Source organism: Pseudomonas sp. AC463 (genome assembly GCF_979253585.1).
On sequence record NZ_CEEDDZ010000004.1, the window covers coordinates 62222 to 85129 of the forward strand.

The following is a 22908-nucleotide window of genomic DNA, read 5'->3' on the forward strand; positions in this document are numbered from 1 at the left end:
TTAATGGCCTCCCGTGCGTCGACTACGTCGGGACGATAAATAGTCGATCAGCAGATTCACACCGATGGTCAGCGTACCAATGGCCAACGCCGGAATGATGATCGCCAGCGCGCCCTGATTGAGGCCGCCGATGTTTTCCCGTACCAGCGAACCCAGGTCGGCGTCTGGCGGTTGCACGCCAAGGCCGAGAAAACTCATGCCGCTGAGCAACAGCACGATGTAGCCGAAACGCAGGCCCAGGTCGGTCAATACCGGGTTGAGCATATTCGGCAGGATTTCCATACACGCCACGTACAACCGCCGCTCTCCGCGCGTGCGGGCGACCTGCACGTATTCCAGCGCTTCGATGTTGACCGCCATGCTGCGTGCAACGCGGAACGAGCCCGGGATATAACTGATCACGGCGGTGCAAATCAGCAGGGTCACCGATGAGCCAAAGGCCGAAACCATGATCAGCGCGAGCATTTTGCTCGGGATCGAGATGAAGGCGTCCATGATGCGGCTGATGATTTCGTCCAACCACTTGGGCGAAACCACCGACAACAACGCACAACCGGTGCCGAAGGCACTCGCCAGTAACGCCGCCACCAGCGCCAGCCCGACGGTGAACCGTGCGCCGACCAGCACCCGGCTGAGCATGTCGCGGCCCAGGTAATCGGTGCCGAACGGATGCGCGAGGCTGAAGCCTTCGAAGATGTTATCGGACACCACCTCACCCACCGGGTGGGGGGCCAGCCACGGGCCTAACAACGCCACCAGCAACCAGGCGACGCATACCACGCCACCCACCAGCCCCAGCCATGACGGGCCACTGGACGCCTTGGCGAGTGCCAGGGCTGAGGAGACAGGCTTGGATTTCGCAATGAGGTTGTTCATTGGTTTCTCAGCCTCGGGTTGGACAGGATCGCGCACAGGTCGGCGAGCAGCACCAGACCCAGGTAGGCCGCGCAAAACAACATGGTGCAGGCCTGCACCAACGCCATGTCGCGGTTGGTCACGGCATCCACCATCAAACTGGCAATCCCGGGATAGTTGAAGATGGTTTCGACGATCACCACCCCGCCCAACAGGTACGACAGGCTCAGGGCGATTGCGTTGGCGATCGGCCCGATGGCGTTGGGCAAAGCATGGCGCAGCACGATGCGTATCGGGCTGACACCTTTAAGGCGCGCCATTTCCACGTAGGGGCTGTCGAGCTGATCGATCACCGCGGCGCGGGTCATGCGCGCCATTTGTGCGACGATCACGCAGCACAGCGTCATCACCGGCAAGGCATAGGTACGCATGAATTGCAGCGGTGAGCTGATGTCGCTGGCGTAAGAGAGTGCCGACAACCAACCGAGGTTGACCGCAAAAATCAGCACCGCCAGGGTCGCCACCAAAAACTCCGGCACCGCGACCATCGCCAGGGTGAGGAAGCTCAGGCAGCTGTCGATACGCCCACCCCGCCCCATCGCCGAGCCGATACCCAGTATCAGCGCCACCGGCACCGAGACCAGTGCCGTGGCGCCCGCCAACATCAGAGTGTTGGGCACCCGGCCCGCCATCAATTCACCCACCGGCATGGCGTTGGACACCGAAACGCCCATGTCGCCACTGAGCAAGCTCATCAACCAGTGCAGATAACGCAACACACCGGGCTGGTCCAACCCCAGTTTCAGGCGCAGCGCCGCCACCTGTTCCGGGGTGGCGAACTGGCCAAGGGATTGTTGCGCCGCGTCCCCCGGCAGTACCGCCGTGATCGCAAACACGACCATGGACACGATCAACAAGGTCACGACCCCGGCGCCGAAGCGCCGGCCGATCAACCACAGTGTCTTGCTATTCATCGCGCGGTCCTCCTCAAGCGTCCAGCCACACCTGCTCGGCAAACATGTAGCCCATGAAGCCGCCCAGCGGGTTGCTGTCGTAGCCCTTGATGCGCTGGTCGACGCCATCGATGTTGCTGATGAACACCGGTACGCCGATACCGCAGTGGTCATGCACCAGGGTCTGCATGTCGGCATACATTTTGGCGCGCTTGGCGTCATCGGTTTCGCCACGTGCGAGCATCAGCAACTGATCAAACTGGTCGTTCTGCCAGCCGGACTCGTTCCACGGCGCCTTGGACTGGAAGAACTGCGAGAACATCACGTCGGCATTCGGCCGTGGGTTGATGTTGCCGAAGCTCAACGGGTGCTTCATCCAGTGGTTGGACCAGTAGCCATCGCTCGGCAGGCGGTTCACGTCGAGCTTGAGGCCGGCCTGTTTGGCCGATTGCTGCAACAGCACGGCGATGTCCACCGAACCGGTCGCGGCCGGCGAGGCCATGACGGGCATGGTGATGCTTTCCATGCCGGCTTTTTTCAGCAGGAACTTGGCCTTTTCCGGGTCGTAGACCGTCTGTGGTAAGTCGGTATTGAAGTAGCGCGAACCCGGCGCAATCGGGTGGTCGTTGCCGACCACGGCAAAGCCACGGAACACCGCGGACTTGACCTGCTCACGGTCCAGCAGCAACTTCATGGCCTGGGTGAATTCCGGGCTTTTGCCGGGCAACTGGTCCTGGCGAATGATCAAGTCAGTGTAGTTGCCGGAAGGCGCATCCACGACCCGATGTTTGGCACTCGCGGCAATGCGGGTGGTGGAACGCGGGTTGACCTCGTTGATCATGTGCACGTCGCCCGACAGCAACGCGTTGACCCGCGATGGCTCGTCGGCGATGGCGATGAATTCGATTTCGTCGAGGTACGGCAGGCCGGGTTTCCAGTAGCTCTTGTTGCGCACCGCGATCGAACGCACGCCGGGCTTGAACTCGCCGACGGTAAACGGGCCGGTGCCGATGCCTTTACTGAAGTCGCTGGTGCCCTCGGGGACGATCAACAGGTGCGATACCGCCAGGATCGACGGCAGCTCGGCGTTGGGCGCGCTGAGGCGGATCTGCACTTCGTTGGGCCCGCTGGCCTTGATCTCGCTGAACTGCTCCATCAGCGGCATGACCTTGGAGCCGGTCAGCGGATCTTTGTGGCGGCTCAGGGAGAACACCACGTCGGCGGCGGTGAGGCTCTTGCCGTTGTGGAAGGCTACGTCCTTGCGCAGGGTGATGGTCCACAGGGTAGCGTCGGTGTTGTCGATGCGCTCGGCCAGTTCCAGTTGCGGCACCAGGTGCTTATCGAAGCGGGTCAGGCCGTTGTAGAACATGAAGTGGCGCACGTAGTCGGTGGACAGCGCGCCCTTGGCCGGGTCGAGGGTGTCGGCGGTGGAGCTGGACATGCCGGCCACGCGGATCTTGCCGCCCGGCTTGCCTTTGCCTGCCACCGCAGCCTCATCGGCGAACAGCTTGCCGGCGGCGCCGAACAGGCTGCCTGCCCCGGCCGCCGCAACACCGGCCACACCGAGCATCTGCAAGGCGTTGCGGCGCGACATGCCACGGTTGAGGCCTTCGAAAATCCGCAGGCTGTCTTGGCCGGAGATAAGGTCCGGGGTGTTCTTGTTGTCAGTCATAGCAAGGCTACCTGTCGATAATCGGAAGAATCGAGTGCTCACGGATGTCCGGAGCGTCCTGGAAACGCAAACGACGGTGACGCAACAACGGCAACTCAGTGCAAATAATCCTGGAAGCGGTAATAGGCGCCCACGAACGGCAGGAACCAGGGTTTGCCGAAATGCCCGGGGATCGCCGGCCATTCCAGTTCACGCCACGGGTTGGCCGCTGCATTGCCGGCCATGACCTCGGCCATCACCTGGCCCATGTGCACCGACATCTGCACGCCATGGCCGCTGTAGCCCATGGAGTGGAATACGCCGCCATGCTGGCCGGCGCGGGGCAGGCGGTCGGACGTCATGTCCACCAGGCCACCCCAGCAGTAGTCGATCTTCACGTGCGCCAACTGCGGGAACATGTTGAGCATCGCGGCTTGCAGCACCTTGCCGCTCTTGGCGTCGGAGACGCTGTCGGACATCGCGAACCGCGCACGCCCGCCAAACAGCAGGCGGTTGTCCGGGGTCAGGCGAAAATAGTTGCCGATCATGCGGCTGGTCACATAGGCGCGGTGCTTGGGCAGCAACTGGTCGATCAGGGTTTGCGGCAAGACTTCGGTGGCGATCACAAAACTGCCCACCGGCACGATGCGCCGGCGGTACCAGCCCAGGTCGCCATGCTGGCAGGCGCCGGTGGCCAGCAACACTTGCCCGGCGTGCAGCGAACCCTTGGCGGTGTTGACCTGGTAACCGCCGGCCTGGGCCTGCCAGTCCTTGACCTCGGTGTGCTCGTAGATCATCGCGCCCTGCCGCGCCGCCGCTTCGGCCAGTCCCACACCGAAGCGGCCGACGTGCATCTGCACGCCGTTGCGTTGCAGCAAGCCGCCATGGAACTGCGCCGAATTGACTTCAGCACGGGTCTGCACGGCGCTGAGCAGTTCGACATCGGCATCCACTTCCTTGCGGATCAGCTCACAGGTGCGGGCCAGGCCTTCATAGTGCAGCGGCTTGGCCGCCAACTTGAGCTTGCCGTTGCGCACCAGGTCGCAGGCGATCCCTTCTTGCTCCACCAGCGAAACCACCGTCTGCACCGCGCTTTCATAGGCCTGGTAATAAGCCCGCGCCTTGGCTGCACCGAGGCTGGCGTGCAGCCCGGCATAGTCCTGGGCCACCCCGGTGTTGCACTGCCCACCGTTGCGCCCCGAGGCTTCGCCGATCACGCGCCCGGCGTCCAGCACCACCACGCTGGCGCCCTTGAGCGCCAATGCGCGCGCCGCCGCCAGGCCGGTGAAGCCGCCACCGACCACAGCCACGTCAACCTGCCGGGGCAAGCCGCCCAGCTGGGCGCCGGTAAACGCCGGTGCGGTGTCGAGCCAATAGGATTCGCTGCCCATGTCTTGCCCCTTGTGTGCGTTACAGACCGACCAGTGCCGGCAACCCGCCGATATCGGTGATCTGCTGGTAGCCGTAGAACGCGTTGCCTGGCACTTCATGGCCCCGGGCAACAAACGCCTTGTGCTTGATCTTCATGTCATGGGCCGGCATCAGGTCATAACGGAAGCTGGAAGAAACATGCAAGATGTCTTCCGGGCCGCAGCCGAGGTTGTCGAGCATGAACTCGAAAGCGGCCAGGCGCGGCTTGTAGGCCTGCGCCTGTTCGGCGGTGAAGACCTTGTGGAACGGCGCGCCGAGCTTGTCGACGTTGGACATGATCTGACTGTCGCTGGCATTCGAGAAGATCACCAGGGGAATCTTGTCGGCAATCTTCGACAGGCCGGCCGGCACGTCGGCGTGAGGGCCCCAGGTTGGCACGGCGTCGTAATACAGCTGGCCTTCCTCGCGGTAGGCGATGCCCCAGCGCTTGCAGGTACGGGCCAGGGCGGTCTTGAGGATTTCGTCGTAAGGCATCCAGTCGCCCATGACCTGGTCGAGGCGGTAGGCGGAGAAGTCCTTGACGAACTGGTCCATCTCTTCGGGCTTGATGCGATCGGCGAAGAGCTCGCGGGTCATGGTGCCCATATGAAAGTTGGTCAGCGTACCGTAGCAGTCGAACGTAATGAATTTGGGACGAAGAAAGCTCATTGGGTGCGGTCCTGAAGTTCGTTGAGTGTGACAAGCGTTCACTGCCCTGGCGGCGCGTCGGCCTCGTTGCAGCACAGGTTCATTACACCACTGTGAAATCAGCATATGCCGTCTAAAACGACCTGTGCTCAATACAAACCACCGTTTTGGTGGCTGGGCGCAGCAGAGTTTGCGGTGTGTGCCAGGCTTGGGCAGGGCTAGTGTTTGTGCGCTTTTAAGGGGCTTTTGGGGGTGAAGACGCTTAAGGACGGGGGTGGAGGCGGCAGAAAGTGTGGCTGGGTGTGCTTAAGATCAAAAGCCAAGGCAGCAGCGTTATAGCCAACCAATTTCTGCGGCCACACTCGGTTAAAAATGTGCGAGGTGGCTTGCCCCCGATAAGGGAGTGTTAGCCATATATAGGCTGACTGATACTCTGCAATCGGGGGCAAGTCGAATCGTCGCACCGCCCCTCCCACATTTTCAATTGAGTTCAAACTTGAAATACCAGTCGGCATTTACTGCCGCCGCCCCACAACAATTAAGTACGACCTGTGGCCCCACAACCCACCGCCCGAGGAATCTACCGAATATCCCCGGCCCCCTTGCCAGCCCTTTAAGCAGGTGGGATACAGGCAGCCTCACCGCGCAAAAAAACCTGCTCTATGGAGGCTCGCCATGTCCGCCCTGCCACACCCTGCTTATATCTACCGGCCCATGACCGTGGCCGACCTCCCGGCTGCCCACGCCTTGTCCGTGCAACTCAAATGGCCTCACCGCCTGGACGACTGGGCCATGTTGCAACGGGTCAGCGACGGCTTTGTGGTAATGGACGGCGAGCGGCTGATCGGCAGCGCCTTCACCTGCCCCCAGGGCGACTACGCCACCATCGGCCTGGTGATCGTCAGCAATGATTACCAGGGCCAGGGCATCGGCCGCCGCTTGATGGAAAAGGCCCTCGCTGCCTGCGGTACACGCACGCCACTGCTGAATGCCACCCTCGCCGGTGCACCGCTGTATACCAGCCAGGGGTTTGTCGAGTTCGGCCGGGTACAACAACATCAGGGCCAGGTGCAGGTGCCTGCCCTGCCGGAGCTTGCCAGCGGTGAAACCTGCCGTGCGCTCACGGCCGATGATCACACCACCCTGCTCGCCCTCGCCAAAGCCGCCAGCGGCCTGGACCGCCGCGATGTACTGCGCGACTTGCAGGTGGAACATGCCGTCGGCATCGAGCGAGATGGCAAGTTACGCGGCTTCGCCCTGCTGCGGCCGTTCGGGCGCGGGCGCTGCATCGGCCCGGTGGTGGCGCAAAACAGCGAGCAGGCCAAGCACCTGATCACCAACTTGCTCGCCCAGGTGCCGGATGCCTTTGTACGCATCGACATCCCCGTCGCCTGCGGCCTCAGCGACTGGCTCGAACAGGCCGGCCTGAAGAACATCGACACCGTCGCGCAGATGGCCTTGGGCACCCCTCCCCAAGCCAGCCAAGGTGTCCACCCGTTTGCGTTGATCACCCAGGCGATCAGCTGACTTTCCTCCCGGAGCGCTTCCCATGTCATCTCCCAAAACACTGCTGTTGGCGCGTGCCGACGGCAGCCGCGTGGCCACGTCCTTCAACAATGCCGCCCTCAGCCCACTGGACCCGTTCGGCGCCAACCGCCACCTTGCCTGGCTGGGCGACGACGGCGTATCGGCAGGTGTGGTGCGCTTCACCGGCAACGCCGTGATCGAAGACTTCCCCCACAGTGAAACCCTGGTGGTACACGGCGGCCACGTGATGCTCAGCAGCGCAGGCCAAACACTCGAACTCGGTGTCGGTGCCAGCGCCGTGATCGGCCGTGGCACACGCCTCACCGTGCAGGCCAGTGCCGACAGCGAGTGGGCGTTCTGCGCCCTCGACCTGCCCGACGCCCCCGCCCGCCCGGGCCTGACCTTCCTCGCCCCCTACACCCTGCTGAACCCCTCGGCAGCGCCGGAGCCGGCGATCCTGATCGGCCCACCGCCGCAGTGCCGTGCACTCAACCTGTTCGATGACCCGAGCACCGAGTTGCGTATCGGCATCTGGGACTCGACCCCCTACGCTCGCCACGGCCGCCCGCACAAACTGCATGAATTGATGCACCTGCTGGAGGGCAGCGTCACCTTACAAGACGACGCCGGGCACGCCATCACGGTCAACCCTGGCGACAGCGTTTTTGTACCCAAAGGCGCCCCTTGCGCCTGGACCAGCACGGTGTATGTGCGCAAGGTCTACGCGGTGAAATAACGCGCCGATCAGGCTTTCAGCGCCTCCTCCAGAAACGCCACCAACGCCTGTACGCGCGGGCTACGCAGCTTGCGCGACGGCACCAGCAGGTTGACAGGGGCGCTGTCGAAGCTCCAGTCGGCCAACACCCGTACCAGGTTGCCGCTGGCGATGGCGTCACTCACATCCCACTGTGAACGCAATACCAACCCCAGCCCCTGCTCGGCCCAGCGCCGGGCGACGCTGCCGTCGTTGCTCAACAGCGCCGGCTCGATGCGCAGCGTCTTGCGGCCCTGCCCCTTGCGCAGGTGCCAGAGCGTCACATCCTCATCGTTTTCACGGATGCAAATGCAGCGATGCGCCGTCAGTTCATCCGGCGACGCGGGTATGCCGTGCGCGTGCAGATAGGCCGGGCTGGCACATAACCAGCGCTCGTTTGGCGTGAGTTGCCGCGCGATCCACAGGCTGTCATTGAGATGCCCGATGTGAATCACCGCGTCGCTGTCATGCCGATCCGGCCACGGCGTTTCGCGCAGATCCAAGTGCAGGCAAAGCTGTGGATGCAGGCGGATAAACCGCGCCAGCAGCGGCGCCAGGCGCTGGCGTCCGTAGCCAAACGGCGCCGCCAGCCGCAAGGTGCCCACCAGCCGCTCGTCCTTTTGCCTGAAAGATTCCGGCAGCGCCTCCAGTTGCTCCAGCAGCACTGCGCTTTCCCGCGAGAACCGCTCACCATCGGCGGTCAGGCTCAGGCGCCGGGCATCGCGATTGGCCAGGGTCAGCCCCAGCAGCGCCTCCAGCTTACGCAAACGCATGGAAAGCGCCGGCGGCGACACGTTCAGCGCCCGGGCGGCCGCGCTCAGGGACTCCGAGCGTGCAAGGGTGACGGCCAGGCGCAGGTCTTCGATGGAGATCATTCAATTTTACTTAATGATTGATGAGCATTGATTGAACCACACCTTAATGACGGCTGAGTAGAGTGGCGCCTGTACCCAGCCACTCGAGTCCCGTCATGCCCACCCCGACTGCCTCCCTCGACACGCCCGTTGCGCTCATCGATATCCCGCGCATGCAGCACAATATCCTGCGCATGCAGCAGCGCATGAACAGCCTCGGTGTGCGTTTGCGCCCGCACATCAAGACCAGCAAGTGCTTGCCCGTGGTGAACGCGCAGATCGCCGCCGGGGCCAGCGGCGTGACGGTGTCCACCCTCAAGGAAGCCGAGCATTGCTTCACCCACGGCATCAGCGACGTGTTCTACGCCGTCGCCATCGCCCCGGGCAAACTGCCCCAGGCCCTGGCCTTGCGCCGCAAGGGCTGCAACCTCAGCCTGCTCATCGACAGCGTGCAAGGTGCCCAAGCCATCGTCGCGTTTGCACAGCAACACGATGAACGCTTCGACGTATGGATTGAAATCGACTGCGATGGCCATCGCTCGGGCCTGGCCCCCGAAGACGCGGCGCTGATCGACGTCGCGCGCGTGCTCAGCGAGGGCGGGATGCGCCTGCGCGGGGTGATGACCCACGCCGGCTCCAGTTATGAACTGGACACCCCCCAAGCCTTGCAAGTGCTGGCCGAACAGGAGCGCGCGCTGTGCGTACGCGCAGCAGAACGCATCCGTGCCACCGGCCTGGCGTGCCCCGAGGTCAGCATCGGCTCAACCCCCACGGCGCTCTCGGCACTCAACCTGGAGGGCGTCACCGAAGTACGCGCAGGGGTCTATGTGTTCTTCGACCTGGTCATGCACAACATCGGCGTGTGCCAGGCGCACGAGCTGGCGCTGAGCGTGCTGACCAGCGTGATCGGCCATCAGCAGGATAAGGGCTGGATCATCACGGATGCCGGCTGGATGGCCATGAGCCGCGACCGTGGCACCCAGCGTCAGCAGCAGGACTTTGGTTATGGCCAAGTGTGCACAGAAGCCGGCGACTGGATCGACGGTGCGCAGGTCACGGGCGCCAATCAGGAGCACGGCATCATCACCTTGGGCAGCGCCAACCGTGACGACCTTGCCACGCGCTTCCCCATCGGCAGCCGCCTGCGCATCCTGCCCAACCATGCCTGCGCCACTGGCGCGCAGTTCCCGGACTATCACGCCCTCGACGCCGACGGCGCGGTGCACACATGGAGTCGCCTGCATGGCTGGTAAGCTCGAGGTTATTCATACCGCCCAGGCGGCAGCGCCTGGCGGGCATTACTCCCAGGCGATCGCCCACGCTGGCGTGGTGTATGTGTCCGGGCAACTGCCGGTACGCGCCAATGGCGAACACAGCGCCGATCAACCGTTTGAGGTGCAGGCGGCGATTGCCCTCGACAACCTGGTGGCGATCCTCAAGCAAGCAGGCCTGAGCCCCCATGACCTGCTCAGCGTGACGGTCTACGTGGTGGGCATAGACCATTGGCCGGCGTTTGACCGGCTGTATGCAACCTGCCTGGGCGACCACCGACCGGCCCGCGCCGTGGTATCGGTGCCGGTCTTGCACCATGGTTACCTGATCGAAATCGCAGCCGTGGCGCGCGGCGCACAGGAGCAACCGGCATGACCGCGCAAAAAAGCGCTGTGCTGATTATTGGCGGCGGCATCATGGGTGCGTCGTCGGCGTTTTTCCTGGCCCGGCGAGGCCATTCGGTGACGCTGCTGGAGCGCGACCAGATCGGTCAGTACGCCAGCGGCGTGAATTTCGGCAACGTCCGCCGCCAGGGCCGCTACCTGGGCCAGCTGGAGTTGGCCAACCGTTCGTGGGCGCTGTGGAAGCGCCTGCCGGAGCTGATCGACGACGACCTCGAATTCATTCCCAGCGGGCATATGCGCGTGTGTTACCGCGAGGATGAAATCGCCGAGCTGGAGGCCTACGCCGCCGCGCCGGAAGCGGCGCAACTGGACTTGAAAATCTATCGCGGCGCCGAACTGCACCGGCGTTTCGGCTTTCTCGGGCCCGACGTCAAGGGCGGCTCCTACGCGCCCCACGACGGCCACGCCAACCCACGCCTGGCGGCACCGGCGTTTGCCCGCGCGGCCAGGCGCCTGGGCGCACGCATTGAGGAGCGCACCGAAGTGGCCGACGTGCAAAAGGTCAATGGCCTGTTTCACGTCACCACCACCGACGGGCAGCTGTTCGCCGCCGAGCAACTGCTGATTACAGCCGGTGCGTGGGCGGCCAGGTTGTCCGAACGCTTTGGCGAGCCGGTGCCGCTGGAACCCAACGGCCCGCAGATGTCAGTCACCGAACCGGTGCCCTACGCCTTGCCCACCGTGATCGGCGTGTTCACCAAAATCAAGGAAGAGGTGATCTACTTCCGCCAGATTCCACGCGGCAACATCATCATCGGTGGCGGCAACCGCTGCACGCCGGACATGCTCAACCGACGCGCGTTTTTCAAGCCCGAAAGCCTGCTCAACCAGATGCGCCAGATGAAACGGCTGCTGCCCGGTGCCGAGAAGCTCAACATCATCCGCGTGTGGAGCGGCATCGAAAGCTACACCCCCGACTCCCTGCCGGTGATGGGCCCAAGCGTTGCCGTGGACGGGCTGTTTTATGCCTTCGGCTTCTGCGGCCATGGCTTCCAGCTCGGTCCTGGCGTGGGCGATGTGATGGCCGAATTGATCAGCACCGGCAGCACCAGCACCTTGATCAGCCCGTTCGATATCCGGCGTTTCACCCAACCGTCAATGGTGCCCGCAAACACTCTCACGACAGGAAAACTGATATGAGCCACGCCTACGCTTATCGCACCGCCATCGCTGCCGACATGCCCGCCGCCCATGCGCTTTCCGTGCACTTGAAGTGGCCGCACCGCGAGGAGGATTGGGCGATGGTGCAGCGCACGTCCCAGGGTTTCGTCGCCGAACAGGACGGTGCGCTGGTGGGCGTGGCGTTCGCCTGCCATCAGGGTGCCTATTCCTCGATCGGTCTGGTGATTGTGAGCGATGAACACCAGGGCAAAGGGATCGGCCGCCAACTGATGAACCTGTGCCTGGACGCGGTGGCCCCGCGCACGGCGATCCTCAATGCCACCGAGTCGGGCGCGCCGTTGTATGCCAGCATGGGCTTCGTCGACTTTGCCCGCATCCAGCAGCATCAAGGCGTACCGCAGACGCCAGCGCCGCTGCCTTTGGTCGAGCATTCGCAGTGTCGGGTGCTGAGCCTGGCCGAATACCCGCAGGTGATTGCGCTGGCCAACGCGGGCAGTGGCCTGGACCGCACGGTGGTGCTCAACGACCTGCTGCCGACGGCAGAGCATGTGGTGGGCATCGAGGTAGACGGGCAACTCACTGGGTGCGCCCTGCTCCGCCGCTTTGGTCGTGGCCACATCATTGGCCCGGTGGTTGCGCAACACCAGGAACAGGCCCGACAGCTGATCACCCACCTGCTGCGGTTGATCCCGGGGGCCTTCGTACGTTTCGACATTCCAACCGCGTGCGGGTTGGCTGACTGGCTGGAGAGCCTGGGGCTGCCCTGCGTGGATAAAGCCCCACGCATGGTACTGGGCGTACCCCCGCAATCAAGTGGCGGCATCACCCAGTTTACGCTGGTAACACAAGCCATCGGTTAGGTCGCGAAGCCTGGGTGCCGGATTCAGCAGATTATCCCTTGCAGCGTTGAATAACGGCATCTTCGCGCGCGAGGCTTTTGCTAGCTTATCAAGACACAGGGCCGTGCTCTTCGCGGCGCCGATTACCGCTCCAGGGAGCCCGTTGGATGACCACACACGCCTCGAACAGCTACAGCATCGACCCGCATACGGCTCGGCAGTTTTACCTCGACGGAGGCTGGGTTTCGCCGACGGTTGCGGGGAGCTTGCCGGTGGTCAACCCGGCCACTGAACAGGTGGTCGCCGAGGTGGCACGCGGCTCTGCGGCGGACGTTGATCGCGCCGTCGCGGCAGCACGTGCAGCGTTTGCGGGTTGGTCTGCGACATCGCCCGAATCGCGCGCACGGCTGCTGGGCAACCTCTACGAGCTGATCCTTGAGCGCAAAGAGCAGCTGGCGCAGGCGATCTCACTGGAAATGGGCGCTGCCATCAGTTTTGCGCGAGCGATGCAGGTGCCGCTGGCGGCCGAACATGTGCGGGTCGCATGTGACCTGCTGTCCAGCTATCGCTTCCAGACGGTGGAAGGCGGCACCGCGATTGAACGCGAGCCCATCGGTGTGTGCGGGCTGATCACGCCGTGGAACTGGCCGCTGTATCAAATCACCGCGAAGGTCGCCCCGGCCATCGCCGCCGGCTGCACCGTGGTGTTGAAGCCCAGCGAACTGTCGCCGCTCAGCGCCCTGCTGTTTGCACAACTGGTGCATGACGCCGGCCTGCCACCCGGCGTATTCAACCTGGTGAACGGCAGCGGTGCCGAGGTCGGCGCAGCCATGGCGGCGCATGCGGATATCGATATGATCTCCATCACCGGCTCCAACCGCGCCGGCGCCCTGGTGGCACAGGCGGCAGCGCCTACGGTGAAACGAGTCACTCAGGAACTGGGCGGCAAGTCGCCGAACGTGCTGCTGCCCGACGCCGACTTCGCCAAAGCGGTGCCGCTGGGAGTGATGTCGGCGTTTCGCAACGTCGGCCAATCGTGCAGCGCGCCGACCCGCATGATCGTGCCGAGAAACCGCCTGGCCGAAGTCGAAGCGCTGGCAGCAGAAACCGCCAATGCCCTGGTCGTCGGTGACCCACAATCGGAAGCGACGCAACTGGGCCCGATTGCCAACGAAGCGCAGTTCCACCGCGTGCAAAGCATGATCCAGGCAGGCCTCGACGAAGGCGCCAGACTGGTGTGCGGTGGGCCGGGACGGGTGGCGGGTTTCGACCAGGGTTTTTATACCCGCCCCACGGTTTTCTCCGACGTGAACAGCAACATGCGCATTGCCCAGGAGGAAATATTCGGCCCGGTGCTGTGCCTCATTGCGTATGACTCAATCGATGAAGCCGTTGCCATTGCCAACGACACGGTCTACGGGCTGGGCGCCCATGTTCAGGCCCAGGACCTGACACTGGCCCGTGCCGTGGCATCGCGCATCCGCGCCGGGCAGGTGCACCTGAACTACCCCGCCTGGAACCCGATGGCGCCCTTTGGCGGCTATAAACGCTCCGGCAATGGCCGCGAGTACGGGGTGATGGGCTTTGAGGAGTACCTGGAAACCAAGGCGATTGTCGGGTTTGGTGAGTGATTCAAGGGGCTGACAAACACCTATGTGGCGAGCGAAATAATCAGATAAATGCATCCCTAAACATCCACGCAATCCAAATGTGGGAGCGCCTGTGCGACGATTCGACTTGCTCCCGATACCGGACTGTCAGTCAGCACATGCATAACTGACCCACCGCTATCGGGGGCAAGTCCCCTCCCACATTTTTTTCAACCGCGCTCAGGCGGCGCGTGCAGCGGTGTGGCGGTTTACTGGCACCGGTAAACCGAGATGCCCGCGCAAGGTGCTATGGCTGTACTCACTACGAAACAACCCCCGCTCCCTCAACAACGGCAACACCTGATCAGTAAACCGCGCAAAGTCCTCCGGCGCGCCCACATGGATATTGAACCCATCCACCGCTCCCTCGACAAACCAGCGTTCAATCTCGTCCGCCACGGTCTTGGGCGAGCCGACAAAACTGGAGAACGGCTTGGCAAACCGCAACGCCGCCTGGCGCAGGGTCAGGCCCTGGTCACGCGCCACCTGCTTGATGTTTTCGGCATGCCCGCGATAGCCATTGCTGCCCAGGTCGCCCAGCTCCGGGAAGGGTTCGTCCAGCGGATACTGGCTGAAGTCGTGGTAGTTGAACGGGCGCCCGAGTTGCACCAGGGCTTTGTCCAGGTCCAGCTCGCCATTGCGCTCGCGGTCGAGGGCCTGGGCCTGTTCGTCGGTGTCAGCAATGATCGGCGAAATGCCCGGCAGGATGGTCACGTGGTCGGGGTTGCGCCCGGCGGCGGCGGTGCGTTGCTTGATGTCGCTGTAGTAGGCCTGGGCGTCCTCGAAATTGCCCACGCCGGCAAAAATTCCCTCGGCGTAATTGGCCGCCAGGCTGCGCCCGGATTCGGAAATGCCGGCCTGGAAAATCACCGGCTGGCCCTGGGCCGAACGCGCGATGTTCAAGGGCCCGGTCACCGAGAAAAACTCGCCGTGGTGGTCGAGACGATGCTGGCGTTGCGGGTCGAGGAACACCTTGCTCGCCTTGTCGCGCACAAAGGCGTCGTCCTCGTAGGAATCCCACAGCCCTTGCACCACGTCGAGGTGCTCGGCGGCGCGGCGGTAGCGCTCGGTATGGTCGATGTGTTGCTCAAGGCCGAAGTTGCCCGCCGCGCCTTCCAGGCCGGTGGTCACCACGTTCCAGCCGGCGCGACCGCCGCTGATATGGTCGAGGGAGGCGAACTGGCGTGCGACGTTGAAGGGCTCGGTATAGGAGGTGGTCAGCGTCGCCACCAGGCCGATTTTCGAGGTAGCCCCGGCGAGGGCCGACAGCAGGGTCAGAGGCTCCAGGCGATTGAGAAAGTGCGGCGCTGAGTCCGGAGTTATGTAGGGGCTGTCGACGATGAACACCAGGTCGAACTTGGCCGCCTCGGCCTGCTGGGCCTGGGCGCGGTACCAGTCGATATCCACGCTGGCGTCGCCCGGGATTTGCGGGTGCAGCCATTCGTTTTGCGCAGTGCCGACGCCGGTGAGGATGGCGCCGAATTTGAGTTGGCGGGGAGCTGTGGACATGAGGATCTCTCCTTAATGAACATGAAGATCAAACTGTGGGAGGGGCGGTTCGGGCGGCGATGGCTTCGACTTCTACCAAGGCACCTGGCAAAGGCAGGGCGACCACTTGCAGTGCGGTGCGCGCCGGTTTGTTCGGCTGCTCGGGCGTGCCAAAAAACTGCGTATAACCGCGCTGCAACCCGGCGAAATCCAGCTTGCCCTCCGTCTCTTCGGCGCCGACCAGAAACACGCGCAACTGCACGATATCGCCGAGGTCGAGGTCTTGCTGGCGCAGGATCTGGCGGAGTTTGTTGAACACCGAAACCGTCTGCACTTCGGTATCACCGAAAACCCCTGGCACGCTCGGGTCTGCCAGGTCCGGCAAGGTCCCGCTGACGAAAATCAGACTGGCCGACGCCGGCACTGTCACGGTTTGCGAAATCGGAAAATCGCCGACGCTGGTGCGTTGAATGCTGTCGCTCATGATCAATCTCCTTAAGACGCGGCCACGGCCGCAAGATAGCTTTGCTGGGTAACGCGCTCAGCCAATTGCGCCACCACATGCCGCGCCGAGTTGGCTGCCGATTCCTGCCAGATGCCCACACCGCTTTGCACCAGGCCATCGCCGGCGAAGTACACGCGACCGTGGCCGGCTTCGAGCAGGCTGCTGGCGTCGGCCGGGAAATGTTCGCGTTGCAACCACGGGCCCTCGCTGTAGGGGATCTGTTCCCAGGCCACGGCCAGCGGGTTGCGCAGGTGTTTGGAGTAACCCGGATGCAACAGCTCCACAGCCTCTTTGGACGTGGCGTATTGCTCGGCAAAAGGTTTGGCGCCAAACCGGTCGGCGCCCTCCCCGGTCACGTAGCCCGCCACCAGCAGGCCCTCGCGGGTGTTGAGGTCGTTGCTCGGGTACCAGAGCAGGCGCGCCGGGTGCTCTATCCAGGACAGGCCGCCATAGGTGCGGTAATCGGTTTCCCAGAAGCGCGGAGACTGCCACGCCACCTTGGTTGCCTGGTCGCTGCGGGTGCTGCGCAAGGCCGCTTTGATTGGGTCGCTGAAATCGGTGTCGAGCTTGGCCAGCAAGGGCAGCGGCAAGGTCGAAACCAGGTAGTCGGCGCGCACCACCTGCTCGCGGCCGCTGCGTTGGTCGTGATAGGTCACCGCCACGCCGTCTTCCAATTGGCGAATCTGCCGCACTTGGGCACCCAGTTGCACGTGGTCACGCACGCGCTGGTAGAAGGCGTCGGTGATGCGGTCCATGCCGCCGACCGGCTGGAACATGGTCGCCGAGAATTCCGGGAATTCGGTGTGCAGCAACGCGCCCCACAGCTCCGGATGCAGCAATTGGTCCAGCGCCATCGGACTGCGCGCGGCAGGCAAGGCGCCCGGGTGCGCGGCGGATTCCAGGTGCCCGGAGCGAATCGTGCCTTCAAAGGCCAGCTCCTGGGACAGGTCGCCGTACACCTGCAAAAACGCCAGCAAGCGCGTGCGCTCCTCAGCACTCAACACATCGTCGAGGGCATCGCGTTGCACGGCTTTGGCCAGCAACCCGGACAAATGCCCGCGCGCATCGTTGATCGCCTGGCCGACGCTGAACGCCGGCAGGTTCACATCCGGGCGCACCTGGGCGCCATGGCTGCTGTTGACCAGCACTTCCAGGGGCACCCCAAGCTCACTGCAATAGTCGAGAATCGTGCGGTGCTGGCTGGGAATCCGCGCTGGGCCGGCGTTGAAATACAGGCCCGGGTCGAAGGCCACGGTTTGCGAGCGGCCGTCCTTGTAGTCCACGCGGTCGCCGTTGCGCAGGGTCCAGGTGCGGCCGCCCACGCGCTCGCGGGCTTCCAGTACTTGCACGCTGAAGCCGGCGCGGGTCAGTTCCAGGGCGGTGACCAGCCCGGCGATCCCGGCGCCGAGCACCAGCACGCGGGTGCCCTGCCCCAGGCCATCCTTGAGTTTGAGCGGTTGCGGGCGTCGGTGTGACGACGGCCCCAACCCCAATACCGCCAGCGCGTCCTTCACCGCTTTTTCGCCGCCCACCGCAGCGATGCTGGACAGCGCTTCACGTCGTGTCAGTGCCATGTGAAGTACTCCTTAATCCGGCAGGCCCGGTGGGTTGATCAGCGACTTGTCGACGCGCTCCACGTCCAGGCCCCAGCGTTGCAGCACCTGCTCGTATTGACCGCCGGCAATCGCGCCTTCCAGAGCGGTGTGGATCGGCTTGACCAGGCCGTTGTCCTTGCGCGTGGTCACGGCGATATCCGCCTGCAACGGCCAGCCGCCGTTGACGGTGCCGACACGCTTGATGCCGCCGGTGATCGCGGCGGAATAGGCGTACACCGAGTTGGGCCCGAACAGCGCATCGCTGCGCCCCGACTGCACCGCCAGTTGCGCGGCGGCCTGGTCGTCGAAGTACTGCAACAGTGCCGGTTTGAGGCCGGCCTTTTCATTCGCCTCGTTCCAGGCCAGCAGGACTTTTTCCTGGTTGGTGCCGGAGCCGACAATGATCTTCAGCCCGGCGATGTCGGGTGCCTGTTTGAGCTCGGTAATCTTGCTGGTGCTCTTGACGTAAAAGCCGAGCACATCCTGGCGATAAGTGGCGAAGTCAAAGCGCTTCTTGCGCGCCTCGGTCACGGTGACGTTGCTGATCACCGCGTCGTACTTGCCCGAGCTGACGCCCAGGGGCCAATCCTCCCAGCTGGTCTGCACCACGTTGAGCTGCAGGCCGAGGCTGTCGGCCACCAGCTGCGCGGTGTCGGCTTCGCTGCCGATGGTGGTCTTGTCGTCATTGGCCAGCAGCGCCAGCGGCGGCCCGGCCACGCCGGACACGGCCACGGTGAACTTGCCCGGCTGGGCGAACTTGAAGCCCGGCGGGATCTGCGCGATGGCCGCCTCGTTGCGCGGCACATGGATGCGCACGCGGTCGGGGCTGAGGTCGACCTGTTGCACGGCGAACGCCTGTTGCGCGGTGCTGACGGCAAGTGCCAGCAGGGCGATGCGAGCGGTAGAGATAAACATGGGCAGTCACTCCGTTAACTAAAGCACCTTGCCGAGAAAGGCCACGGTGCGGGGATGTCGGGGTTGGCGGAAAATCTGTTCGGGCGGGCCCTCTTCGATCAGTTGGCCGTCGCAGAGGAACACCACGTGGTCGGCGACCTCGCGGGCAAAACCGATCTCGTGGGTGACGATCACCAAGGTCACACCCAGCTGGGTCAGGCCCTTGATCACGTCGAGGACTTCGCCCACCAGCTCCGGGTCGAGGGCCGAGGTAGGCTCATCGAACAGCAACACTTTCGGGTCCAGCGCCAGGGCGCGGGCGATGGCGACGCGTTGCTGCTGGCCGCCGGAGAGCTGGCGCGGGTAGGCGTCGACTTTGTCTGCCAGGCCGACCTTGGCCAGCAGCTCGCCGGCCTTGGCTTGGGCCTCGGCCTTGCTCCAGCGCTTGTGCGCCAGCGGCGCTTCGGCGACGTTTTCCCAGGCGGTGAGATGCGGGAACAGGTTGAAGTTCTGGAACACGAAACCCACGTCGATACGGCGCTTGAGAATCTCGCGTTCCTTGAGTTCGTACAGCAGGTCACCCTTGCGTCGATAGCCGACGTATTCACCGTCGATGGTGATGTGGCCGCTGTCGATTTTTTCCAGGTGATTGATGGTGCGCAGCAAGGTGGATTTGCCCGAGCCGGACGGCCCGAGAATCACCGTAACCTTGCCCGGGTCGATGGTCAGGTCGATGTCTTTGAGCACCTGCTGGTTGCCAAAGCGCTTGCCCACGCCCTGGATTTGAATGCGCCCGGCGCGTGCTTCACCCATGGGTTTTCTCCTTGAGCCAGCCGCGCAGACGTTGCAACGGTGTGGGTGGCAGCACCCGCGCCGTGCCCCGCGCAAAATAGCGCTCGACGTAGTACTGCGCGCTGGTCAGCACCGTGGTGATGATCAGGTACCACACGGTGGCCACGATCAGCAGCGGGATCACCGCCTGGGTGCGGTTGTAGATGACCTGCACGGTGTAGAACAGCTCCGGCAGCGCCAGCACGTAGACGATTGAGGTGCCCTTGACCAGGCCGATGATCTCGTTGAACCCCGACGGCAGGATCGAGCGCAGCGCCTGGGGCAGGATGATCCGGAAGATGCGGCGCGAGGCCGGCAAACCGAGGGCCGCCGCCGCTTCGTGCTGGCCGGCGTCCACGCCGATCAGGCCGCCGCGAATGATCTCTGCCGCGTAGGCTGCCTGCATGAGGCTCAAGCCCAGCACGGCCACGGTGAATTGGCTGAGCACATCCACCGTCGACCACTCGGCGAACACCAGGCTGGTGAACGGCACACCGACCACGATGTGGTCGTACAGGTAGGCGAAGTTGTAGAGGATGATCAGCACCAGCAGCGCCGGCATCGAGCGGAAAAACCAGATATAACCCCAGGCCAGGGCCGCCAGCAGCGGCGAGCCCGACAGCCGCGCTAACGCCAGCGCGGTGCCGAGGATGATGCTGAACACCGTACTCAGCAGGGTCAGCAACAACGTCTGGCCAAGGCCGCACAGCACCGACGGCGAGAAGAACCACTGGCCGAACACGCCCCATTCCCAACGCGGGTTGGTGGCCAGGGAGTGCACGATGGTCAGCAGCACCAGCGCGGCGAAGATCGACCCGGCCCAGCGCCAGGGGTGCCGGGCGGGCACCACTTGCAGGGCCGTGATCGGTGTGGAGACACGGGCCTGGCGAACCGCGCTGGGCGGGTCGATCAGGTCATAGGATTTGGCGACGATGGGCATGTTTTAGTCCTCTTAAAAGGCGTAAGTCAGCCGGGTGTAGTAGTACCCGCCGGTAAAACCGTAGGGCGAATAGGTGCCGTAGCTGCTGACCATGGTGCTGCTGGGCACGCCTTGTTTTTTCGGGTAGACGTCGAACAGGTTCTTGGCGCCGATGGCCACGTTGAGGTCTTTGGTGAGGTTGTAGCCAAGGTCGAGGTCGGTGATCCATTTGGCGCTGTAGACCCGGTCGAGGCTGCGGTCGTCGGAGACGTTGACCTCTTTGTAGGAGCCGTAGCGGGTCAGGGCCAGGTTGAGATTGAAGCGATCAATGCTCCAGTCGCCACCGAGGATCAGCTTGGTGCTGGGCTGCACGCCGGTGATCAGGTTGCGCGCCTGGCGGTCCATCAGGTCGTAGGCGGTGCCAAGGATCGTGGTGGATTCCTTGTAGTTGAGGATTTTGGTCTGGTTCCAGTTGAACGCCGCCGTCCACTTCAGCGCGCCATATTGGCCCAGGTCCTGGTTGTAGTTGCCGACCAAGTCGAGGCCCTTGGTGCGGGTGTCGGCACCGTTGATGAAGTACTGCCCGCCGGAGGTGGAAGTGATGCCATTGCCTTGCAGCACCTGGGTGATTTCCGGGCCGAGCAAGGTGCCGGTCAGGGTGATGCGGTCACGCAGGTTGATCACGTAGGCGTCGGCGGTGAAGTTCAGGCGATCAGTAGGCGTGAGGGTGAAACCGAGGCTGAAGTTGGTCGAGCGCTCGGGCTTGAGTTCCTGGGCGCCGAGGGCTTGGGCGGCGCCCGACCCCACCGGCAGCACGCCGTAGTTGATCGACTGATACACCCCATTCACCACGCCATAAGTGGTCGAGCGCGCACTGAACAGGCTGTTGGCCAGGGACGGCGCACGGAAGCCATTGCTGACGGTGGCGCGCACGGCGAATTGCGGGTTGAAGTCGTAGCGAGTGGTCAGCTTGCCGCTGCGGGTAGCGCCCACGCCCTCGTTGTAATGCTCGTAGCGAAACGCGGTGCCCACGTACCAGTCGGGCACCGGGTTGAACCCGACGTCCACGTAACTGGCCAGGCTGTTGCGCGAGGCGCTGCTTTCTTCATCCGGCGAAATGCCGTTGGTGACCTGCGCGCCGCTGGATGCGCAGTTGCCCGGCGCCACGCAGTAGCCGCCGTTGGCATAGGACTCATAGTCACCGGCCTGCACCTCATAGGTGTCGCGCCGATGCTCGAAGCCGTAGCTGAGGTCTAACGGCTTTTGCAGGCCGATGTCGAAGCCGCGCTTGAAGTCGAGGTTGGTGGTCAGCTCGGTGGAAATCCACGTGCCGGAAGTGAAGTGATTCGGCGTGGCCTCGCCCAGCGACGGGTTCTGGTTATGGGTGGTGCCTTGCTCCGCGTCGTTGCGCCCGTAGGTGGTGGACAAGTCCCAGTCCCACTCGCCGAGCGTGCCTTTGCCGCCGAACGCGGCCTGGAAATCGTCCTCGTCGATAAACCAGGTCGGCGTATAGCCACCGGGGTAACCGTTGGGCCCGGTGGTGATGGTGTTGGTGATGGTCGGCAGGCGGAAATTCTGGCCCTGCTCGGCCTTGCGCCGCGAATAGGTGGTGAAGGAATACAGGCTGAAACTGTCGTCGATCGGCAGCTCGGCGTTGTAGCCCAGGGTCAGCAGGTTGGTCTTGGGCGTGCCGTAGCCGCCGTAGGTGGAGCGCCCGGCCTGCTCGTAGGCCTGGGCGTAGGTGTAGCCGTTGGCGCTGGCCTTGTTGTCATCGTTCTGGCTACGCGCATCCAGCGCCAACTGCACGATGCCGCCGTTGCCGATTTCGAAGCCCTTGTTGAGGCTTTGCTGCACAGTCTGTTTCTTGCCGTCATAGCCGATGCCGGCGTTGGTTACCGAGGTGCCGCTGGTGTCGGCCTTGAGGATCACGTTGATCACCCCGGCGATGGCATCCGAGCCGTACTGGGCCGCGGCGCCATCGCGCAGGACTTCCACATGGTCGATGGCGCTGATGGGGATCAAATCGAGGTCGGCCGGCGCGGCGCCGGTGTTGATGCCGTTGATGTTCAAGGTCGCGGCGGTGTGACGGCGCTTGCCATTGACCAGCACCAGCACTTCGGCGGCGCTCATGCCGCGCAGGTTGGGGGCGCGGGCGATGCCGCTGGCGTCCCAACCGGTTTTTTCCGGCAGGGTCAGCGACGGGATCACCGCGCTCAGGGCTTCCATCAAACCGGGCTTGCCGGTGCTTTGCAGTTGCTTGGCGCTGACCACATCGATCGGCACCGGGCTGCTGGTGACGGTGCGCTGCTCGGCGCCACGGTTGCCGGTGACCACCACGGTGGACAGGGTGCTGTCGTCCTGGGCCTGGGCGGCGTTGGCCAGCAGGGCCAGGGTTAGTGCGGCGATGGGTTTCAAGACGTGTTTCATAGGCGTTCCCAGCTTTTCCAAATCGCGAAGTCGGGCAGGCACGCGGTCGTGCGCGGTGCTCCGGGGGGGTTAGTGGGTGTTGCGGCGATTTGGAGCTAGGTGTGGCGCGGGGTTTGAATTGGCAACATACGTTGAACTCCCTTCCAACGATTCTGCTGCGGGGTTGGCAGCGCAGAATCCGAATCTAGATTGGTACCATCCGAGGTCAGGGGTAGGCTGTTGCGATCAAACATAACGGAATGGGTTTGGGAAATATAATGCTATTTGGGCATAAGCTAATATTCCTGAATTTCATTATTTATTTGAGTTGT

20 protein-coding genes are annotated in these 22908 nt (G+C 63.6%); 7 read left to right on the top strand and 13 right to left on the bottom strand.

Annotated features, from left to right (window positions below; translation table 11 throughout):
• The 5 genes from AC0IYH_RS05980 to AC0IYH_RS06000 form a co-directional block, all read right to left on the bottom strand.
• Nucleotides 1-876 carry an ABC transporter permease gene (locus AC0IYH_RS05980; RefSeq protein WP_122773246.1) on the bottom strand — a complete coding sequence of 292 codons (876 nt, stop codon included), beginning with the start codon at nucleotides 874-876 and terminating at the stop codon, nucleotides 1-3.
• A complete protein-coding gene (locus tag AC0IYH_RS05985) occupies nucleotides 873-1829 on the bottom strand; it encodes an ABC transporter permease (RefSeq protein WP_122773247.1) in 957 nt (318 codons plus the stop codon). Before AC0IYH_RS05985 ends, AC0IYH_RS05980 begins: the two co-directional genes overlap by 4 nt.
• A 13-nt stretch (nucleotides 1830-1842) precedes the next feature.
• Complete coding sequence (locus tag AC0IYH_RS05990; protein WP_471833289.1) at nucleotides 1843-3480, bottom strand: ABC transporter substrate-binding protein; 1638 nt, start codon at nucleotides 3478-3480, stop codon at nucleotides 1843-1845.
• 95 nt (nucleotides 3481-3575) lie between these two features.
• Nucleotides 3576-4850: an NAD(P)/FAD-dependent oxidoreductase gene (locus AC0IYH_RS05995; RefSeq protein ID WP_471833291.1), complete on the bottom strand. Its 1275-nt coding sequence runs from the start codon at nucleotides 4848-4850 to the stop codon at nucleotides 3576-3578.
• Between the two features lie 19 nt (nucleotides 4851-4869).
• Nucleotides 4870-5538 carry a haloacid dehalogenase type II gene (locus AC0IYH_RS06000; RefSeq protein WP_471833292.1) on the bottom strand — a complete coding sequence of 223 codons (669 nt, stop codon included), beginning with the start codon at nucleotides 5536-5538 and terminating at the stop codon, nucleotides 4870-4872.
• A gap of 654 nt (nucleotides 5539-6192) precedes the next feature.
• On the opposite strand from AC0IYH_RS06000, the gene AC0IYH_RS06005 reads away from it, so the two are divergent.
• Both AC0IYH_RS06005 and AC0IYH_RS06010 read left to right on the top strand, forming a co-directional pair.
• Complete coding sequence (locus tag AC0IYH_RS06005; protein ID WP_471833293.1) at nucleotides 6193-7044, top strand: GNAT family N-acetyltransferase; 852 nt, start codon at nucleotides 6193-6195, stop codon at nucleotides 7042-7044.
• Nucleotides 7045-7066: 22 nt separating this feature from the next.
• Nucleotides 7067-7780, top strand: a complete 714-nt coding sequence (locus tag AC0IYH_RS06010; protein WP_471833295.1) for a cupin domain-containing protein — start codon at nucleotides 7067-7069, stop codon at nucleotides 7778-7780.
• Nucleotides 7781-7788: 8 nt separating this feature from the next.
• Here the strand turns inward: AC0IYH_RS06010 and AC0IYH_RS06015 are convergent, their stop codons facing one another.
• On the bottom strand, nucleotides 7789-8673 hold the full coding sequence (locus tag AC0IYH_RS06015; protein WP_471833297.1) for a LysR family transcriptional regulator: 885 nt from the start codon (nucleotides 8671-8673) through the stop codon (nucleotides 7789-7791).
• A 95-nt stretch (nucleotides 8674-8768) separates the two neighbouring features.
• On the opposite strand from AC0IYH_RS06015, the gene AC0IYH_RS06020 reads away from it, so the two are divergent.
• The 5 genes from AC0IYH_RS06020 (at nucleotide 8769) to AC0IYH_RS06040 (ending at nucleotide 13920) form a co-directional block, all read left to right on the top strand.
• Nucleotides 8769-9905, top strand: a complete 1137-nt coding sequence (locus tag AC0IYH_RS06020; protein ID WP_471833299.1) for a DSD1 family PLP-dependent enzyme — start codon at nucleotides 8769-8771, stop codon at nucleotides 9903-9905.
• The gene (locus tag AC0IYH_RS06025) at nucleotides 9895-10299 is read left to right on the top strand and encodes a RidA family protein (protein ID WP_471833300.1); all 405 of its coding nucleotides are present in this window, start codon (nucleotides 9895-9897) and stop codon (nucleotides 10297-10299) included. Before AC0IYH_RS06020 ends, AC0IYH_RS06025 begins: the two co-directional genes overlap by 11 nt.
• Nucleotides 10296-11468, top strand: a complete 1173-nt coding sequence (locus AC0IYH_RS06030; protein WP_471833302.1) for an NAD(P)/FAD-dependent oxidoreductase — start codon at nucleotides 10296-10298, stop codon at nucleotides 11466-11468. Before AC0IYH_RS06025 ends, AC0IYH_RS06030 begins: the two co-directional genes overlap by 4 nt.
• Nucleotides 11465-12310, top strand: coding sequence for a GNAT family N-acetyltransferase (locus tag AC0IYH_RS06035; protein ID WP_471833303.1), 846 nt, complete (start codon nucleotides 11465-11467; stop codon nucleotides 12308-12310). The genes AC0IYH_RS06030 and AC0IYH_RS06035 overlap by 4 nt, the downstream gene beginning before the upstream one ends.
• 146 nt (nucleotides 12311-12456) lie before the next feature.
• Nucleotides 12457-13920 carry an aldehyde dehydrogenase family protein gene (locus AC0IYH_RS06040; RefSeq protein ID WP_471833305.1) on the top strand — a complete coding sequence of 488 codons (1464 nt, stop codon included), beginning with the start codon at nucleotides 12457-12459 and terminating at the stop codon, nucleotides 13918-13920.
• Nucleotides 13921-14118: 198 nt separating this feature from the next.
• Here the strand turns inward: AC0IYH_RS06040 and AC0IYH_RS06045 are convergent, their stop codons facing one another.
• The 7 genes from AC0IYH_RS06045 to AC0IYH_RS06075 are packed head-to-tail and all read right to left on the bottom strand — an operon-like array spanning nucleotide 14119 to nucleotide 22597.
• The gene (locus AC0IYH_RS06045; protein ID WP_116626488.1) at nucleotides 14119-15447 is read right to left on the bottom strand and encodes an LLM class flavin-dependent oxidoreductase; all 1329 of its coding nucleotides are present in this window, start codon (nucleotides 15445-15447) and stop codon (nucleotides 14119-14121) included.
• 28 nt (nucleotides 15448-15475) lie between these two features.
• Nucleotides 15476-15910, bottom strand: a complete 435-nt coding sequence (locus tag AC0IYH_RS06050; protein WP_122773259.1) for a RidA family protein — start codon at nucleotides 15908-15910, stop codon at nucleotides 15476-15478.
• 11 nt (nucleotides 15911-15921) lie between these two features.
• Nucleotides 15922-17505, bottom strand: coding sequence for a flavin monoamine oxidase family protein (locus AC0IYH_RS06055; RefSeq protein WP_471833307.1), 1584 nt, complete (start codon nucleotides 17503-17505; stop codon nucleotides 15922-15924).
• 12 nt (nucleotides 17506-17517) lie between these two features.
• The gene (locus AC0IYH_RS06060; RefSeq protein ID WP_471833309.1) at nucleotides 17518-18441 is read right to left on the bottom strand and encodes an ABC transporter substrate-binding protein; all 924 of its coding nucleotides are present in this window, start codon (nucleotides 18439-18441) and stop codon (nucleotides 17518-17520) included.
• Nucleotides 18442-18459: 18 nt separating this feature from the next.
• Nucleotides 18460-19233, bottom strand: a complete 774-nt coding sequence (locus tag AC0IYH_RS06065) for an amino acid ABC transporter ATP-binding protein (RefSeq protein WP_455825932.1) — start codon at nucleotides 19231-19233, stop codon at nucleotides 18460-18462.
• Entirely contained in the window at nucleotides 19226-20191 is a 966-nt protein-coding gene (locus tag AC0IYH_RS06070) for an amino acid ABC transporter permease (protein WP_471833311.1), read from the bottom strand. The genes AC0IYH_RS06065 and AC0IYH_RS06070 overlap by 8 nt, the downstream gene beginning before the upstream one ends.
• Before the next feature lie 12 nt (nucleotides 20192-20203).
• The gene (locus AC0IYH_RS06075) at nucleotides 20204-22597 is read right to left on the bottom strand and encodes a TonB-dependent receptor plug domain-containing protein (protein ID WP_471833313.1); all 2394 of its coding nucleotides are present in this window, start codon (nucleotides 22595-22597) and stop codon (nucleotides 20204-20206) included.
• Nucleotides 22598-22908: the final 311 nt, after the last annotated feature.